The following is a 16,719-nucleotide window of genomic DNA, read 5'->3' as shown; positions in this document are numbered from 1 at the left end:
GCGACGACGGGGGAAGCCCGAGGGCCGTGTCAGGGCGCTTCTCAGAGCGAGTAGGTCACCCCGGTCAGCCGCTCGGAGTGCTCCCACAGGCGCTCGGCTGTCTCGGTGCTGCGGGTGGCGGCACTCGGCCTGACCAGGACGGGTGGTCCCGTCATCGTGAGCAGGCCACGCGGGCCGTAGTACTCGCCGCCCTTCGACGCCGGGTCGGTCGCCGCGCGCAGGGTGGGCAGGGCGCCCATGTGCGCGGAGTGCACGATCGGGTTGGGGATGCGGTCGGCCACCCGCTTGAGTCGTCGCTTGACCGGGCCGACGGACGGCAGGATCTCCGTGTTCGCGCCGCCGGGGTGCGCGGCGAGGGAGCGGGCCGAGGAACCCGCCGCCTCCAGGCGGCGCTGCAGGTCGAACGCGAAGAGCAGGTTCGCGAGCTTCGAGCGTGCGTAACCCCGCAACGGCCGGTAGCCCTCAGCGAAGTGGAGATCGTCGAAATCGATCTTCCCCATGCGATGCGCGTTGCTGCCGACCGTGATGATCCGGCCGGCCTCCGCGGCCATAACGGCGTCCAGGACGATCCCGGTAAAGGCGAAGTGGCCGAGGTAGTTGACTCCGAAATGCAGCTCGAAGCCGTCCGCGGTCAGGCCGTAGGGCAGTAAGGTCACGCCCGCGTTGTTGACGAGCAGGTCGATGACCGGCCGCTCGGCGCGCAGCGCCTCGGCCGCCTTGCGCACCGAGGCGAGGGAGTTGAGATCCATCTCCAGCACGGAGACGTCCGCCTCGGGGGTGGCAACTCGGATGGTGTTCAGGGCGTCCTGTGCCTTGACCGGGTTACGGCAGGCCAGCACGACCGTCGCCCCGCGGGCGGCGAGCACCTTGGCGGCCTCGAATCCGATCCCGGAGTTCGCGCCGGTGATGACGGCCGTCCGCCCGCTCAGGTCCGGAACGTCGTCAGCACTCCAGCGCCGCCGTCTGGGTTCTTTCACCATGGGAACTCCCGATCCGTGACGGCGAGGACTCATCCTCCTCGACCGAGGTTGTACCAGTGTTCAGCGTCCCGGGTAGCCGGAGAGCGCATACCCCGGACAGTTTCTCTAGCGTGCACTCTGACCGAACCGGCGGTCACACGCACCAGGCCGTCGGACGTCTCGTGCCCGCGGGCCGGCGTGGGTCACCGGACGCCCGCCGCAGCAGCCGACAGCTGACCGAGGGAGTACACGATGGAGTTCCGGGATCTGGCCGCCGAGGTCGCGGTCGTGACAGGTGGAGCGTCGGGTTTCGGCCGGGCGCTGGGCGCGTGTCTCGCCGCCCGTGGCATGCGGGTCGCGCTGCTCGACCGGGATGGGGGGCGAGCCGAGGCCGAGGCGGCGGCGATCGCCGGGGAGCACGCGGTCGAGGCTCTTGGCATCGGCGTGGACGTCGCCAGCGGCGAGGCGGTGCGCGCGGCGGCCGGCGTGGTCGCCGACCGGTTCGGCCGCGCGGACATCGTCGTGTCCAACGTCGGTGTCCAGCTGTTCGGCGCGGTGGAGCGCCTCACGGAGGACGAATGGCGATGGGTGCTGGACGTCAACGTGCTCGGTGCGGCACGGACCGCCCAGGCGTTCGTGCCGCTGCTGCGTGCCGCGCCCCGCGGGCGGCTGGCCTTCACGGCCTCGTCCTCGGTGCTGTCGCCGGCAGCGAGGCTGGGTGCCTACCAGACCAGCAAGTTCGCCGTCTGGGGGCTGGCGGAGACGCTGCGCCTCGAGCTCGCCCCGGACGGGATCACCGTGTCCGTCATCTTCCCCTCCGGGATGGCCTCGCGACACCTGGAGACCAGTACTGCCGCCCAGCCCGAGCACCTGCGCCGGGCGATCGGCGAACAGGACGACTTCAGGGCCATGGCCGCGAGCAACCCGGGCATGGTGCGGGCCGTGGTGTCACCCCACGAGGCGGCCAGCGCCGTCATCGACGCACTGCTCGCCGGAGAGCGCTACATCATCACGCACGGCGACGTCGTCGACGCGGTCCGAGCAGTCGGCGCCGACCTCGCACGGGCAGCGGGCGCGGCGCGGCGCGCGGGTGCCGCTCCCCCGCCGTCATCCCCGGCGGAGCCGACTCCTTCGTCGTGACCGCCCCGGGTTCGTCCCTCCGAGAACCGACATGCGGGCAAATGCTCCCGTTTCGGGGAAAGAAAGACAGGAAGGCCGACCTGAGGATCATCAGGGCCGAATTCAGGATCATCCGCCATGCCACGGCCTTGTCGCACCCGTGGATCACATGAGGAGAGCCGACAAAACGGAGTAACAGCCGCGAAGGTAGCGCCGATCGTCGCGGCGAGCGGCTGGTGGGCCGAAGAGCCGCCCCTGGCCCGTCCCCGTGGCGGCCGGCCCACCGCCACGTGCGCCTCGCTGAGGACGCTCACCGAAGACGCGTCGCCGAGGGCGCTCCGGCCGAGAAGCAGCCACCGCCCGGCCGGAGGCGTGACCTGACCTGCCCGTTCCCGGCGCGGGACAGCACAGCCACCGGGACCGCCACCGCACGGAAGCCCTCAGTGCGCCTCGATGTAGAACGTCGCTCTCGTGTTTTGAGCTAGCTAGCCATACGTGAAAGTAGACTTTGACTTCACCAAAAGCGCGTGACACACTTCACCTCCCACGGCCCTGGAGGCGCATCCGACCGATCCACCCGTGCCCCGCGACTGGCGAAATCGCCACGGTGATCCGCGTTGCCCCGCCCCGGCCGAGGCGGGGCAACGCGGTCGCCAGGGGACATGGCGTGGATTGCGCGCGGGCGACCCCCGTGCCGGCTCATGGCGGTGGCTGCCCTCACACCGCCCGGAGGCGAGCGCCGTTTCGACAATCCGACATCCGCACACTGGAGAGGACGACAATGATCCGTACGAGGCGATTACTCGCCACCGCCGCCATGTGCTGCATGGCGCTGTTCCTGGGCGCGTGCGGTGGTGGTGGCGATGACGGCGGTGGTGATGGCGGCCCCGCCACCACCTCGGGCGCCGCCGGGGACCCGGTCGCGGGCGGGCACGGGCGGATCCTCATGCTGGCCGAGACGAGCAGCATGGACCCGGCCAAGCTCGGAAACGCCTACGCGGCGACGGCTGTCCTGGGTAACGCCCTGTACGGCACGCTGATGATTGACGACGAGAAGGGCGAGGTCGTCTACAAGATGGCCCAGTCCTTCACGACCAGCGACAACGGTTCGACCTTCGAGCTGCGGCTGCGTCCGGGGCTGGTCTTCTCCGACGGCAGCCCGTTCGACGCCGCCGCGGTCAAGGTCAACTGGGAACGCCACAAGGACCCCGCGGTCGGTTCGGTCTACCGCGGGGACGCCACGGCCATCGCCTCCACAGAGGTGGTTGACGCCACCACTCTGAAGGTCTCGATGACCGCCCCCATGCCGAACTTCGCCGATGTGGTCCTTGGAACGGGACTGAACTGGATCGCCTCTCCCGCGGCCCTGCAGGGCGGCCCGCAGGCATTCGAGGGGAATCCGATCGGCGCCGGGCCGTTCACACTGAAGAAATGGACCCGGCAGGCCGACATCGACCTGGCCAGGAACACCCGCTACTGGGACTCGCCGCGGCCCTACCTCGACAGCCTCACGATCCGGTCGGCTGTCGACGCGAGGCAGCGCTACAACACCCTCCTCACCGGAGGCGCGGACATCGCCATCGAATCCGACTGGGTCAACCTCCACAAGGCCGCCGACGACGGCCTGCCGAGCATCCTCAAGCCCGTCAACGGCGGCATCCTGATGACGCTGAACATGCGCCGGGCACCCTTCGACGACATCCGGGCCCGTCAGGCGGTCGCTGCGGCGATCGACCTGGAGTCGCTCAACCTCGCCGTCTACGAAGGTGACGGGCAGCCCGCCGAGACGCTGTTCGACGATTCCTCCCCCTTCTACTCGGACAAGCCGCTGCGACGCTTCGACCGAGAGCTCGCGCAGCGCCTGTTCGACGAACTCGCCGCCGAGGGCAAGCCGGTGTCCTTCACCTTCACCAGCTTCCCGAGCTCCGAGAACCGGGCGATCGCCGAGAACGTGCAGGCCCAGCTCAGCGGCTTCGAGAACGTCAAGGTGGAGGTCAAGGTCGTCCAGCTCGCCGAGATCGCCAAACTGCGCGTGACGAACGACTTCGACACCTATGTCACGGCGGCGTTCTTCCGGGACCCGGAACCGCGGCTGTGGTCGGCTTTCAGCGGCAGTTCGGCCGCCAACGTGCCGGGTGTCAACGACCCCGAACTCAACGAAGCTCTGATGACCGGCCGGACCTCGACGGCGGAGGCAGAGCGGCGGAGCGCCTACGAGACCGTCCAGCGGCGGCTGGGTGACGTGACGCCGGGGGTCTTCCTCCAGCGGGTCGCCCTCGGCGCCGTCTCGGGCGAGAAGGTCGGCGGCCTCGCCCAGTACGGCCTCGGCTCACTGCTCCCCGAGGAGCTGTGGATCCAGAAGTAGGTTCCCGTCCAGCTTCTCCACTGATCGTGTAGGTGCGAGGAGCCGGCAGGCGCCATGCCTGCCGGCTCCTCGTCCCCTGCGGTGGCATGGCAGCCTGGACGAATGACGGACGGCGACAGCCAGAGCGACGGCGGCCAGGCCGGCGACGGCAGCGGCGGCGGTTCGTCGGTCAGTTCCCCGGGTCGGCGGGTGGCGGCCCGTCGACTGCGGGCACAGGGCCTGACCGACCGCGGCGCGCCGCGGGTCGTCGACGTCGTCGACGTCGTCGAGCGGCTCCTCGCGGTGCAGGCGCAGGACGGGCGAGGGATGCGACTGGCCATCCGGTCGCGGACGGACGGGCTGCACGCCAGCGATGTCGACGACGCGCTGTCCGTCGACCGGTCGATCGTCGTCACCTGGCTCAACCGCGGCACTCTCCACCTGGTGCGCTCCCAGGACTACTGGTGGTTACACGCGTTGACCGCACCCCGGATGGCGGCCCAGATCAGACGGCGCCTGGCGCAGGAAGGTCTGACCGCGGCCGAGGCCGACCGCGGTGTCACCGTTGTCGAGCGGGCCCTGGCCGGCGAAGGGCCCCTGGTGCGCGCCCGGCTGAAGGAACACCTGGACGCGGCCGGTGTGCGGACCGAGCGGCAGGCTCTCGTCTACGTCATGGTTCTCGCGTCGAGTCGGGGTCTGGTGGTGCGGGGGCCGGTCGTCGACGGTGGCGAGCAGGCCTTCGTTCTGGTGCGGGACTGGCTGGGTGGTCCGCCCGCCGTGGACCGGGACACCGCTTTGGCCGAACTGGCACGGCGTTACCTGGTGGGCCACGGACCGGCCACGCCTGCCGACGCCGCCCGCTGGGCCGGCCTTCCGGTCGGCGACATCCGGCGCGGTCTCACCGCCGCCGGCGACCACCTGATCGACCTGGGGAACGGCCTCATCGACCTGCGCGAACGGTCGGAACCGGCAGGCAGGCTGAGGGCGGCGCCGGAGCCGGCTGCGGCTGCGGCGCCCGCCCTGCCGGCGCCGAGGTTGCTGGGCAGCTTTGATCCGGTCCTGCACGGCTGGATCTCGCGGGACTGGATCGTCGGTGGGCACCAGTCGGTCGTCACCACCAACGGCATCTTCCGGCCGATCGCGCTGGTCGACGGCAAGGCGGTCGCCACCTGGGCGATGCCGGGCGGCACCGTCGAACTCACCCCGTTCGCCCCGCTGTCCGACGAGGTCACCGCCTCGCTCCGCGCGGACGCCGCCGACGTCCGACGGTTCCTCGGCAGCTGACGCCCAGCCGAACGAGCCCCTTGCTCGGCGCCACATTTCTGGCAGCGCCGCGGCGGCGCATGCGCACGGCGGCGAAAACGGTTCGCCAGCCGGCGGGCGGGGCTTCAGGCTGACAGAATGCGCGTGAGTTTCTGCCGGCTGGACGGCCCGAAGGGCGGCGAAGGCGGCTCTGTCGCCACCGTCGAACGCCCGGACGGCGTGTCGCTGCGGATGCACTCCTACGACCGGACGTTCAGTGTGCCGCACGACCTGGCGCATTTCGTGGCCGAACACGAGTTCAGGCTGCGCCGGGGCGTCTGGGGCAGCATCGCCGCCGGAGCGATGTTCGGCAGCATGTCCGTCGTGGCCGGCCGGCTCCGCCACGACAGTCATCAGCGTTCCCGTGACCTGAAACGAGCCAACCAGCGCGAGATCCGGCTCGCGGAGATCGTCGCCGGCGCCGTGCACCGCGCGGTCGAGCAGAACGTGCCGCCGAACCCCGCCGACATCGCGTCAGCCTGGCGGGTCTACCGCACGGACGCCCCGTCCTTTCCGCCAGACCTGCCGGCACGCGCCGCCGCACGGCTGAACGTCCTGCGGGCGGCCTGGCAGGCTCTGCGCCCGGACGAGTCGATCGACCTGGTCTGGACGCTTCCCGTCGACCCGCCGGCGACAGCCGCTCGGCCCGGCGGGCGGGCGGCTCGCACCGCCCGGTCCCGCTGATCTCCGGGCATGCCTTCGACCTCACCTGTCGGCAAGGAAACACGGCCCGTTCTCCTCTCCCGCGGTGACCGTGCTGATCTGCGGCATCGTCACGTCGTGTTCCCGCTCGGGCCGGACAACGGGCAGGCGCCGGCCCTCCGGCTTCGCGCACCGGCGGTACGATCGCGCCGATCGCGACCGGTGCGTCACACAGCCGACCCGGCGGTGTGACACTGGCGGTGGGCAGCGGGCGCGTCGTCCTGGCACGCACGGGGGGTTCGATGACAGACGAGGTGAGGCGGCTTCGCCGGCTCCGGGTGGAGGATGTCGCGGAACTCGCGAACGTCTTCTACGAACCGCGGACCGCCGACCAGTTGCTCGCGCAGGCCGGTTTCAGCAGGGGCGCCCTGCCGGCCGGTTACACCGCGGCCGCTCGGTGGGAGGCGGTGAACGACGCCCTGGGTGATGGCCAGGTGGAGGGCGGCCGGCTACGGATTCTCGAGCTGGCGCAGCGGTCCTACCCGGCGAACACCGTTTTCGGGGCTGGCCTGGCCGAGGCCCGGCGCGCCGCGGTCCGACTGGCGGCCGGCGAGACCGAAGCGGATGCCGAGACGGATGCCGAGGCCGAGACCGAGGCCGGCGCCCGGCCCACGAGGCCCGGGAGCCGCCACGGCACCCGCGGCCGGCTGCCCCTGCCCGGCACCGTCATCGTGCTCGACGCCGTCGGCTACAGCCGCAACGGTGTCATGGTGCAGCTGGGAATCCGCGACGGCCTTCGCGACATCGTCAACGACGCATTTGCCGACGCCCGGATCCCCGCGGCGGCCGTCACCCGTCAGGACACCGGCGACGGCCTGGTAGCCGTGGTCTCCGGCGACGTTCCGAAGGCGCTGATCGCGGCGGACTTCGTCGAGGAGATACGCCGTGGCCTGCGCAGCTACAACCGGACTCGCACCGCGTCCGGCCGCATCCGGCTGCGGCTGTCCCTTCATCACGGTGACGTCGTCAAGGACGGGACCGGCTGGGGCGGGGACGCGGTCATCGTCGGCAACCGACTGATCGACTCGCCGCCCATCCGCGCCGTGTTCACCGCCAACCCCTCGGTGAATCTCGCGGTCATCATGTCGTCCGAGTTCTACGGTGACACCACGGCCCAGGAACTGCTCGGGCTGGATCCGGGCGCCTATCGCGAGGTGGACATCCGGGTGCCCAAGTTCAGCGGAACAGCATGGCTCACCGTTCCCGGCGAGAACGGCTGGACGCTCGAGGCGCCCGAGGACGGAGCCAACGTCCCCACCCCTGCCCCGGTGACGAGTTCCGCCGGGGCAGGCAGCGGCGACCCCCTCCCCGACGACGCGGTCCGATGGGACTTCCTGATCGCGGCGGCCGAGGAGGACGAGGGCTGGGGCGCGTGGATCGCCCACGCACTGGAGAAGGACAAGGCCTACACGGTCCACATCGAGACCTGGGACATCCAGGCGGCGAACAACGTCACCTGGCAGCTCCAGGAGGCCATGGCGGTCGCGGAGCGGACCATCGTCATCGTCTCGACGAACCTCGAGGCCCACCCGAGGGCCCAGGCCGTCTGGATGGAGGCCTGGCGCAACGACCCCGCCGGGCAGGGCCGCTCGGTGGTCCCGGTCATCGTCGGCGACTACCAGCCGGCGGGCTTCCTCGCCGGAATCAAACCGATAAGGCTCAGCGGCACGGATTCCGGCACGGACGAGCAGGAACTCCGCAAGCAGATCCAGCGGGTCGTCGACGGCCACTACCGGCCGCCCACGCAGCCCCCCTACCCCGGCGTGACCAACACCTGACGCGACCCACCCGGCCTGCGGCGAGCCGTCCTGCCTGAACGCGGCACGGCGAACGGAGGCGTCCGGGGGGCGGGCCCGGACGACTGTCCCCCGGTTGCCCCTGTGTCGCCGGTTGGCGAGGAAGCACCAAGCGCCCCCACCGTCGCCGGCGCGCGCACGGCCCTGCCTGGCCGCGTTGTCCACGCCCGCCGGCAGTCGGTCACCAGGCAGGCTTCTCGACGCCGGCCCAGCTGACGGTGGCCCCGTGGCCGAGCGCGTGCCGCATTCCGCCGCGCCCGCCGCACCCGCCGCACCCCGTTGAGATCACCCTGAAACATAAGGGCAGTATCTCGACCGACTAAGTTGACAAACGGCTGACTTAAATGCTTCAGTGAGCGGGTCAAGGCGCCAGCCCCGTCCCCTCGGGTGCACCTCTTCACCGCGCAGGGCGCCGCGCGGCATCCCACCTCCACGAGGAGTCCTGTGTTCACGCCTGCCCTCCGGGCCGGCCGGGGTCGGCCGCGCCGCACGGTTGCCCTGGCAGCCCTGTCCGCTCTTCTCACCGTCGGCGCACTGGCCGCCTGCGGCTCGGACGCCGGCTCAGGTTCCGGCGGTACGGCGGCCACACCGGCAACCAGCTTCCCGACGGCGATCCCGGCCGACACGGAGCTACGCGTCGGTGACCAGGGAACGCTCAAGCCCGCCCTCGACCTGTCCGGTCAGGGCACCGGGACGCCGTACACCGTCGACTGGTCGACGTTCGCCTCCGGCCCGCTGCTGCTGGAGGCGTTCCGGGCGAACGCGGTGGACGTCGGCTACGTCGCCGACACCCCGCCGGTGATCGCCGCCGCCTCCGGCCAGGACCTCGCGGTGATCGCCGCCTGGCACAACCCACCGGGGCAGCTGGTCCTCGCCACCAGGCCGGGCAGCACCATCCGCTCGGTCGCGGACCTGAAGGGCAAGAAGGTCGCCATCACGACCGGCACCATTCTGCAGGCCTATCTGCTGCGTTCGCTGGAGTCCGTGGACCTGCAGCAGAAGGACGTCGACGTCGTCAGTCTGGCGGTGACCGACATTCCCAACGCGCTCGCCCGCGGTGACGTCGACGCCGGTGTGACGGCCGAGCCGCTCGCCACGACCTACCTGCAGGCCAATCCGACCGCCCGCAGGGTGGAGGGCGCCGACGCCTCTCCGGTCGTGCAGTACCTGATCACGACGCAGAAAGTGCTGTCGGACCCGGCGAAGCAGGCCGCTCTCGGTGACTTCGTGGGGCGCTGGGTGAAGGCCGTCTCCTGGCGGAACGGCCACGCCGACGAGTACATCGACAGGTACTACGTCGAGCAGCAGAACGTTCCGCGCGGCACCGCCCGGCTGCTGGTGGACACGAGTGTCCCGTCGACCTTCGTCCCCATCGACCCGACCAGCATCGGCGGCGCGCAGAAACTGGCCGATCTCTTCTTCAGCAGCGGTGTCCTTCCCCGGAAGGTCGACATCTCCAAGGTTTTCGACGTCCGTTACAACTCTGCCGTACAGGAGGCCCAGCAGTGACCATCACGAACGAGACCGAAACCGCATCCGCCGTCGGCCTTGATGTCCGCCCGCTGTCCGGCTACATCGGTGCCGAGATCTTCGGCGTCGACCTCAGGGAGCCGCTCGAGCCCGCGGTCGTCGCGGAGATCCGGGCAACACTGCTGAAGTGGAAGGTCGTGTTCTTCCGCGACCAGCATGTCACCCCGGCCCAGCAGATCGCGTTCGGTCGGCAGTTCGGCGAGGTCACCCCGGGGCACCCGACGCTGCCGACACTCGAGGGCCACCCGGAGATCTTCCCGCTGGACTCGCAGGCCTACTCGGCCGGTCTGAAGAGCGGGTTCCAGGTCCGCAGCCTGTGGCACACGGACGTCACGTTCGTCCACAACCCACCGATGGGCTCGATCCTGCGCGGCGTGGTCATTCCGCCCTACGGCGGCGACACCCAGTGGACGAATCTGGCCGTCGCCTACGAGACGCTTTCCGAGCCGCTGCGGAGCTTCATCGACGGTCTGCACGCGGTGCACGTGAACCAGATCCACCTGGAGCGTGGCGACAGCAGCCAGCTGCAGAAGCTGTTCACCAGCACGCGCTACGAGACGGTCCACCCGGTGGTGCGCGTGCATCCGGAAACGGGCGAGCGTGTTCTCTTCGTCAGCCCGAACTTCACCGAGCGAATCGTCGAGCTGTCCAACACCGAGAGCCAGCAGGTCCTCAGCCTGCTCTTCAACCACCTGGCAACCCCGGCGTACACGGTCCGGTTCCGGTGGCAGCCCGACAGCATCGCGTTCTGGGACAACCGGGCGACCGCCCACCTCGTCCCGACCGACTACGGCCACCTCGGCTTCGACCGGGTGATGCACCGGATCACCATCGCCGGTGACATCCCGGTCGGTGTCGACGGCGGTCAGTCCGAGGCCCGCGAGGGCGGGTCGTTCTCGTGACCTCGCTCGCGTTGGGCAACCGTGGCGGCGCCGACGATCTCGGCGCCGCCCCCGGCTCCACCGCTCCCACCGCCACCGCCGCTGCTCCCACCGCCGCGGGTCAGACCGTTTCCGCGGCGCCGGCGGCCGCCGCTCCGGCCACGGGCGGGCCGGGCAGCGTCACGCTGGCGCTCGCCGACCCGGACCGGCCACGCCGGCGGCCGATACCGAAGTGGCTGCGCCGGCTGCTCGGCCCGGCGCTGCTGGTGGCGATCTGGCAGGTCGGCTCGTCCACGGGATGGATCCGGGAGGACGTCCTCGCCGGGCCGTGGACGGTGCTGCACACCGGCTACTCCCTGGCAGCCGACGGCACACTGGGCGACAACCTGGTGATCTCGCTGCGTCGGGTCGCGCTGGGACTCGCGCTCGGTGTCACCGTCGCGCTGGTGTCCGGGCTGTTCCAGCTCGGCGAGGACCTGGTCGACGCGCCCGTGCAGATCCTGCGCGCGGTTCCCATCCTCGGCCTGGTGCCGCTGGCGATCGTGTGGTTCGGCATCGGCGAGGAGGTGAAGGTGTTCCTGGTCGCGCTGGGTACCGCGTTCCCGGTGTACATCAACACCTTCGCGGCGATCCGCGGCGTCGACGGGCGCTTCGTGGAGCTGGCCCACACCGTCCGGCTCGGCCGCCTCGGGCTGATCCGCAGGGTGGTCCTGCCCGGCGCCCTGCCGGGGTTCCTCGTCGGCCTGCGGTTCGCGCTCACGATCTCGTGGCTGATCCTCGTGGTGAGCGAGCAGATCAACGCCTCCAGCGGGATCGGCTATCTCATGGACCAGGCCCGCACGTTCGGCCAGACCGACATCATCGTTGTCGGCCTCGCCGTCTACGGCGTCCTCGGCCTGCTCTCCGACGCTCTCGTCCGCCTGCTCGAACGCCGCACCCTGGTGTGGCGTCGCGGCCTGGAGGCCAGATGACCGCCGCCCCCGCCCCGACGGTGCCCAGCCCGACCGCGACCGCTCCGCAGGCGCATGCGGGCGGCGGCGCCTCCCAGCCTGCCGTGCGCGTCCGCGGCGTGCGCCGCGAGTTCGCCGGGCGCGAGGTACTGGCCGGCATCGATCTGGACATCGCCGCAGGCGAGTTCGTCGCGCTGCTCGGACGGTCCGGCTCGGGCAAGAGCACGCTGCTGCGCATCCTCGCGGGTCTCGACTCCGACGCCACCGGGCAGGCGACCGTTCCCGAACGCGACGCGGTCGTCTTCCAGGACCCACGGCTGCTGCCCTGGGCCAGAGTGCTGGACAACGTGCAACTGGGCCTGCGGCACCGGGACGCCCGTGCCAGGGCTACCGCGGCGCTGGCCGAGGTCGGGCTCGGCGGCAGGGAACGGGCCTGGCCCGCGACACTGTCCGGCGGGGAGGCCCAGCGGGCGGCACTCGCCCGGGCCCTGGTCCGCTCCCCCGGCCTGCTCCTGCTCGACGAACCGTTCGGCGCACTCGACGCGCTCACCCGGATCCGTATGCACAGCCTGTTGCGTGACCTGTGCCGGCGCCACCGGCCGGCCGTGCTGCTCGTGACGCACGATGTCGACGAGGCGATCCTGCTGGCCGACCGGGTCGCCGTCCTCACCGACGGCCGGCTCTCCCTGGACGAGCCGGTCCGGATCGGCGGTGCGCGCCACCGCTCCGACCCGACCTTCACCGCCCTGCGCGCCCGCCTGCTGACCGAGCTCGGAGTCGTCGACGACGAGGCAGGCGAGGGTGACGGGCACCAGGCCGAATACTGTTAGTCATGCTGCCAGCATCGCCGTCCGCCCCGTCGCCGTCCGCCCCTTCATCGTCCGCCCCGTCGCCGGAGCCGGAGCTGACCTCGGTCGAGGCGGGGCGGAAGACAGCTTCGGAGTGGGAGACCGCGGCCGCCGGACCGCGGTCCCAGGAGGCACGGCTGCGGCTCCTGCTGGCAGCGGAACGGCTTTACGCCGAGCACGGCCTGGAAGCTGTGTCGCTGCGGCACATCTGCCGGGCCGCCGGCAACGGCAACAACAACGCCGTGCAGTACCACTTCGGCAGCGAGCGCGGCCTGCTCGAGGCGATCGTCGCCCACCGGGTCCCGCCGCTCGACCGGCGGCGGGCCGAGCTGCTGGCCACGTTCCGCGCCCAGGACCAGGACAGGACCGTCCGTGGGCTGTTCGACGTCCTGATGCGCCCGCTGGCGGAGGAGGCCCGCCGGCCGGGCAGCCACTACGTGGGCTTCCTCGGCCGGTTCAGCTCCCATCCGCCGGCCCGTCACCCGTGGTGGGCCGGCGGCAGGCCGGCGGGCCCGGTCGGGCACGAGGTGTCCGTGGCGATCCTCGACCAGCTGGCAGAGGTTCCCGGCCCGCTGCGGGCGCTGCGGCTGGCGCATCTGGTCCGCCTCTGTCTGGCCGCGCTGGCCGGGTTCGGCGAGGTCCGCGCCGCAGGCACCGGGGAACCTGCGTTTCCAGGCACCGGCGGCGACGTCTCCTACGAGCCGTACGTCACCGACCTGTTCGACATGGCCGCCGCGGCGCTCACCGCACCCCCGTCAGCGCCGGCCCGGCCCGGTCCGGCTGACTGACTGACTGCCTGACTGACTGACTGACTACCTCACTGCCTGTCTGCCTGCCTGCCATCCAACTGATGGTTCAGGCGCCTGGTCACGAAGCCGGGTGATCTCGGTCTGGTGACCTCGACCTGGTGAGGTCAGGCGGATGAGCAGGTGACGACGGCGCCGCGCAGCTCGTAGCTCATGAGCCCGTCGCACCAGGTCATGTCCGGGGCGCGTTCGAGGCGGATGCCGGGCAGGCGCAGAAGCGCATCCAGGAACACCCGGGTCTCGGCGATCGCCACCTGCGCGCCGGGGCACCGGTGGCTGCCGTCGCCGAAGCTCATGTAGGAGCCGACCACCTTCTCCCGGCCGGCCCGATCGGGGTCGAGGGCGTGCGGGCAGGCACCCACTGTCTCCGGGTCGACGTTGGCGGCCCGGATGTTGACCGCGACCAGATCTCCCGCTCTGACGGCGCCCACTCCCAGGTCGGCGTCCTCGGTGGCGCGCCTGTGCAGCATCGCGGCGACCGGCTCGAGCCGGAGGATCTCCTCGAGGATCGCGACCTGGTCGGCTTCGTCACCGGCGACGAAGCGGGCGCGCAGGGCATCGTCGTCGAACAGGTGCCAGGCGCACATCACGATGAACTCACGGGTCGTCACCATGCCGGCCACGGCGTAGGTCATGCACTCGATGAGGATCGCCTTGTCCGGGTAGCCCTCCTCGATCAGATGGGAGATCACATCCTCCTGCCGCTGCTCCCGGCGGGCTCTGATCGCGGGGCGCACATCGTGGAGGAGGAAGCGGATCCCGTGCACGGCGGTCACGGCCTGCGCCCCGAAGCGGACGACGGGATGCATGCCGCGTAGCCGGGTGCCGAGCAGGGTCGCCTGGATGCGTTTCGCCATACCGGCCTGGTTGCTGTTCGTCAGGCCGACGATCTCCGCGGCGACCGCGACGGCCAGCTTGTAGCTCAGCTCGTCGAGCCGCCCCGTCCCGTCGGCCCGCACCCTGGTGAGCAGCTCGTCGGTGGTGCGCTCCATGACCAGGCGGTGGCGGGAGCTGATGGCCTTCGGGGTGAAGAAGCGGGCGATCGACGTACGCCGCCGGCGATGGGTGTCGCCGTCGAGGAAGAAGACCGGGCAGAACTCGTCATCCGGGTCCATCTGGTCGGAACCCGCACCGGCCTGGCGCACCTGGGAGCTGCGCAGGATCTCACGGCCCTCCCGGAAGTTGCCGACGACCCGCGCCCCGGCATCGGCGTGCACACGCTGGGCTGCCAGGGCCGCCGACTTGCGGTCGTCGCGCGTGGGGTCCATCGGACCCGCGGAGAGCTCCGAGGTCGTCACGCCGCCTCCAGAAGTGCCGAACCAGTGGATGTCACCGATGACAGTCGCACCGCCCGCCATTTCATGCAAGAGGTCTTGCATGAGATAGCGGGCGGGTGGAGGCCGCCTGGGACGGCTCGGACCGGTCCAGCTGCCCCGGCGGCGCCCTGCCAGATGTCGCCGACCCGCCGACCCGCCGCACCGACCCGCCACGCCACGGCTCGGCGCTCAGCTCGGCTCAACTCGGCTCGGCTCGGCTCGGCTCGGCAGCCCACCTCGCCGGTCCGACCCACGCCTGCCGGTCAGCCGGCGCCATCGCTGCAGATACGTTCCCGGGCCACATCGAAGGCGTCTCCGGCCGCGTTGATCTGGACGATCGCGGCGCAGGGGCTGGGCTCTCCGGCGTTGTCACGGAAGCTGACCGGGGAGATCAGACCGCCCGCGTCATAATGTGTGACGTTGCGCAGCGCACTGATGAAGACCTCACGGGTCGGGCAGGGGCCTGCCAGCTCCAGGCCCCGTAGAAAGATGTCGGTGTAGATGTAGCCGAACATCGCCATCTGTCGATCAGGCTGCCCGATCTCCGGAGCGAACCTGGCGACCGCCTCGCGATAACGGTCGATGGCGGCTCCACCAGCCTCGAAGGGGCGGAAGTACACGGGAAACGACAGCCCGGACATCGTCGGGCCGGTGGTGGCGAGCAACTGCCGGTCATAGCCACTCAGCGCCACACTGGCGGCGAGGTCCAGGTGTTCATCGCGAGCGGCCTGCATGATCGCGGCCAGATCATCCAGCGTCGACAGTCCGATCAGCGCGTTCACTCCCTTCTCCGCGAGTTCCCGCACCGTGCGCACGGGGCTGTCGCTCGCCGCGGAGAAAGGAACCAGATCCGAGGCGACACCGACCGCGCGTAGTGAGTCCGTGTACTTCGCCGCGAGCTCCAGCGTCGACGGTGCCGTGCCGGTGATGACGATGCCGACCCTGGTCCCGCCGGTTGACCCGACATAGCGGGCGACGGCCCCGGGTGAGTCCGTGTAGATGAAGCTGAACATGTTCTGATGCGCGGCCCAGGTGGCCTCGGCGGCCAGCCCGACCACCGGCACCTGCTGCTCGTCAAGCTGCACCATCGCGTCATTGAGCGTCACCGTCGCGGCGACGAGTCCGAACACGGACTTCTTCCCGACGAGCTCCTTGACAGCACGTGCGTTCCGAGAGAGCGAGGTCTCGTCATCACGCATGACGTACTCGATCCTCCGGCCGTGGATACCGCCCTCCTCGTTCGCCAGCCCGAGTCGTGCGTCGACGCCGGCGCGGGACGGAGACAGGGCGCCGCTGCCCGCACCGGAGTCCGAGAAAACAAAGCCGATCCTCACCTCGTCGGCAGACACACCGGGACTGTTACAGGCGACCGCCTCACTACCGGTGCTGACCGTGGAGCAAGCAGCAATCGCGATGGCGAAGATGACGGCCGCCATCACTAAAGAACCGATCGGACCGTTCGCACGCATGGTTCCTCCCGGGAGATTCCGGGCGGCTGTCAGGTTCGCTGGTCGCGAGGTTCCGCCCAGGCAAAACGCAGGCTATGGCGGCAAAGTACCACCTTTAACCCAAAATCCAGACGTGATGGGCGGACCCAGGCGGGCGACCAGCCACCGACTTTCACCCCGGTCATCCGCCGCCCGGAGGGCCGCGGCCAGGCCGCGGCCTGGCCGGCCAGCCGGGCGGAGCCCGCCGACGGGACCGGCCCGCCGGAGGCCCGGCACGGAGCTGTCTGCGCGCCGACGAACCGGACCATTTGTCCACCTGGGCCCATACGGTAGCGGTATGGGGGTCAGGCGCACGGTCCTGGCGAGCATGCTCGCCGCTGTACTCGGGAGCAGTCTGCTGGCGGGATGCGCCGGGCTGGAGTCGACGACCGCCGGAGACGGCGCCGCGTCCACGGACCAGCAGCCACCCGCCGGAAGCTGCGGAGGCCCCGTCGAGACGGTTCAGGACGTCGAGGTGATCATCTCCGAGCCGGCGGGCTGTCCCGGTTCGGTGAACACCTACTGGGCCGGCGAGCTGGGTGGGCAGTGGACCAGGGCTCCGTCAAAGTCCCTTTTCGCTGATCAGGCCGATGATCTGGAGGACGCGCTCGGGTCTGCGGGCGGTGGCCCGCAGGGCGGGGGCGATGCTCTTGTGCCCGGCCAGGCGTAGTGCGCTGAT

At 70.8% G+C, this 16,719-nt stretch carries 14 protein-coding genes; 11 read left to right on the top strand and 3 right to left on the bottom strand.

Features of this window, described 5'->3' with window-relative positions; translation table 11 throughout:
* Nucleotides 1–41: 41 nt before the first annotated feature.
* Entirely contained in the window at nucleotides 42–980 is a 939-nt protein-coding gene (locus AB1460_RS11625) for an oxidoreductase (RefSeq protein WP_368961028.1), read from the bottom strand.
* A gap of 231 nt (nucleotides 981–1,211) precedes the next feature.
* Here AB1460_RS11625 and AB1460_RS11620 point away from each other — a divergent pair, with 231 nt between their 5' ends.
* The 10 genes from AB1460_RS11620 (at nucleotide 1,212) to AB1460_RS11575 (ending at nucleotide 13,219) form a co-directional block, all read left to right on the top strand.
* Nucleotides 1,212–2,099 carry an SDR family oxidoreductase gene (locus AB1460_RS11620; protein ID WP_368961026.1) on the top strand — a complete coding sequence of 296 codons (888 nt, stop codon included), beginning with the start codon at nucleotides 1,212–1,214 and terminating at the stop codon, nucleotides 2,097–2,099.
* Between the two features lie 760 nt (nucleotides 2,100–2,859).
* On the top strand, nucleotides 2,860–4,443 hold the full coding sequence (locus AB1460_RS11615) for an ABC transporter substrate-binding protein (protein WP_368961024.1): 1,584 nt from the start codon (nucleotides 2,860–2,862) through the stop codon (nucleotides 4,441–4,443).
* 102 nt (nucleotides 4,444–4,545) lie between these two features.
* The gene (locus AB1460_RS11610; protein WP_368961022.1) at nucleotides 4,546–5,706 is read left to right on the top strand and encodes a winged helix DNA-binding domain-containing protein; all 1,161 of its coding nucleotides are present in this window, start codon (nucleotides 4,546–4,548) and stop codon (nucleotides 5,704–5,706) included.
* Nucleotides 5,707–5,823: 117 nt separating this feature from the next.
* Nucleotides 5,824–6,408 carry a hypothetical protein gene (locus tag AB1460_RS11605; protein WP_368961020.1) on the top strand — a complete coding sequence of 195 codons (585 nt, stop codon included), beginning with the start codon at nucleotides 5,824–5,826 and terminating at the stop codon, nucleotides 6,406–6,408.
* Nucleotides 6,409–6,668: 260 nt separating this feature from the next.
* Nucleotides 6,669–8,204, top strand: a complete 1,536-nt coding sequence (locus tag AB1460_RS11600) for a TIR domain-containing protein (RefSeq protein WP_368961019.1) — start codon at nucleotides 6,669–6,671, stop codon at nucleotides 8,202–8,204.
* Between the two features lie 462 nt (nucleotides 8,205–8,666).
* The gene (locus AB1460_RS11595) at nucleotides 8,667–9,731 is read left to right on the top strand and encodes an aliphatic sulfonate ABC transporter substrate-binding protein (protein ID WP_368961017.1); all 1,065 of its coding nucleotides are present in this window, start codon (nucleotides 8,667–8,669) and stop codon (nucleotides 9,729–9,731) included.
* On the top strand, nucleotides 9,728–10,654 hold the full coding sequence (locus AB1460_RS11590; protein ID WP_368961016.1) for a TauD/TfdA dioxygenase family protein: 927 nt from the start codon (nucleotides 9,728–9,730) through the stop codon (nucleotides 10,652–10,654). Before AB1460_RS11595 ends, AB1460_RS11590 begins: the two co-directional genes overlap by 4 nt.
* On the top strand, nucleotides 10,651–11,604 hold the full coding sequence (locus AB1460_RS11585; protein WP_368961014.1) for an ABC transporter permease: 954 nt from the start codon (nucleotides 10,651–10,653) through the stop codon (nucleotides 11,602–11,604). The genes AB1460_RS11590 and AB1460_RS11585 overlap by 4 nt, the downstream gene beginning before the upstream one ends.
* Nucleotides 11,601–12,413, top strand: coding sequence for an ABC transporter ATP-binding protein (locus AB1460_RS11580; protein WP_368961013.1), 813 nt, complete (start codon nucleotides 11,601–11,603; stop codon nucleotides 12,411–12,413). Before AB1460_RS11585 ends, AB1460_RS11580 begins: the two co-directional genes overlap by 4 nt.
* Before the next feature lie 2 nt (nucleotides 12,414–12,415).
* Nucleotides 12,416–13,219: a TetR/AcrR family transcriptional regulator gene (locus AB1460_RS11575; RefSeq protein ID WP_368961012.1), complete on the top strand. Its 804-nt coding sequence runs from the start codon at nucleotides 12,416–12,418 to the stop codon at nucleotides 13,217–13,219.
* Between the two features lie 125 nt (nucleotides 13,220–13,344).
* Here AB1460_RS11575 and AB1460_RS11570 read toward each other — a convergent pair whose 3' ends face one another.
* Both AB1460_RS11570 and AB1460_RS11565 read right to left on the bottom strand, forming a co-directional pair.
* Nucleotides 13,345–14,535, bottom strand: coding sequence for a cytochrome P450 (locus AB1460_RS11570; RefSeq protein WP_368961010.1), 1,191 nt, complete (start codon nucleotides 14,533–14,535; stop codon nucleotides 13,345–13,347).
* A 281-nt stretch (nucleotides 14,536–14,816) separates the two neighbouring features.
* Nucleotides 14,817–16,022 (bottom strand): ABC transporter substrate-binding protein, encoded by a 1,206-nt coding sequence (locus AB1460_RS11565; protein WP_368961008.1) that lies wholly within the window; start codon nucleotides 16,020–16,022, stop codon nucleotides 14,817–14,819.
* Nucleotides 16,023–16,338: 316 nt separating this feature from the next.
* On the opposite strand from AB1460_RS11565, the gene AB1460_RS11560 reads away from it, so the two are divergent.
* Nucleotides 16,339–16,710: a hypothetical protein gene (locus AB1460_RS11560; RefSeq protein WP_368961007.1), complete on the top strand. Its 372-nt coding sequence runs from the start codon at nucleotides 16,339–16,341 to the stop codon at nucleotides 16,708–16,710.
* Nucleotides 16,711–16,719: the final 9 nt, after the last annotated feature.

Origin of the sequence: Parafrankia sp. FMc2 (genome assembly GCF_041008525.1) — a bacterium.
In the GTDB taxonomy this organism is placed as follows: Bacteria; Actinomycetota; Actinomycetes; order Frankiales; family Frankiaceae; genus Parafrankia.
This window is presented reverse-complemented; position numbering and strand designations above follow the sequence as displayed.

What these genes read in the sequence shown, in the direction of transcription:
- AB1460_RS11625 (WP_368961028.1), bottom strand. Translation starts at nt 980, where the DNA reads ATGGTGAAAGAACCCAGACGGCGGCGCTGGAGTGCTGACGACGTTCCG.
- AB1460_RS11610 (WP_368961022.1), top strand. Translation starts at nt 4,546, where the DNA reads ATGACGGACGGCGACAGCCAGAGCGACGGCGGCCAGGCCGGCGACGGC.
- AB1460_RS11580 (WP_368961013.1), top strand. Translation starts at nt 11,601, where the DNA reads ATGACCGCCGCCCCCGCCCCGACGGTGCCCAGCCCGACCGCGACCGCT.
- AB1460_RS11565 (WP_368961008.1), bottom strand. Translation starts at nt 16,022, where the DNA reads ATGCGTGCGAACGGTCCGATCGGTTCTTTAGTGATGGCGGCCGTCATC.
- AB1460_RS11605 (WP_368961020.1), top strand. Translation starts at nt 5,824, where the DNA reads ATGCGCGTGAGTTTCTGCCGGCTGGACGGCCCGAAGGGCGGCGAAGGC.
- AB1460_RS11615 (WP_368961024.1), top strand. Translation starts at nt 2,860, where the DNA reads ATGATCCGTACGAGGCGATTACTCGCCACCGCCGCCATGTGCTGCATG.
- AB1460_RS11575 (WP_368961012.1), top strand. Translation starts at nt 12,416, where the DNA reads ATGCTGCCAGCATCGCCGTCCGCCCCGTCGCCGTCCGCCCCTTCATCG.
- AB1460_RS11600 (WP_368961019.1), top strand. Translation starts at nt 6,669, where the DNA reads ATGACAGACGAGGTGAGGCGGCTTCGCCGGCTCCGGGTGGAGGATGTC.
- AB1460_RS11620 (WP_368961026.1), top strand. Translation starts at nt 1,212, where the DNA reads ATGGAGTTCCGGGATCTGGCCGCCGAGGTCGCGGTCGTGACAGGTGGA.
- AB1460_RS11560 (WP_368961007.1), top strand. Translation starts at nt 16,339, where the DNA reads ATGGGGGTCAGGCGCACGGTCCTGGCGAGCATGCTCGCCGCTGTACTC.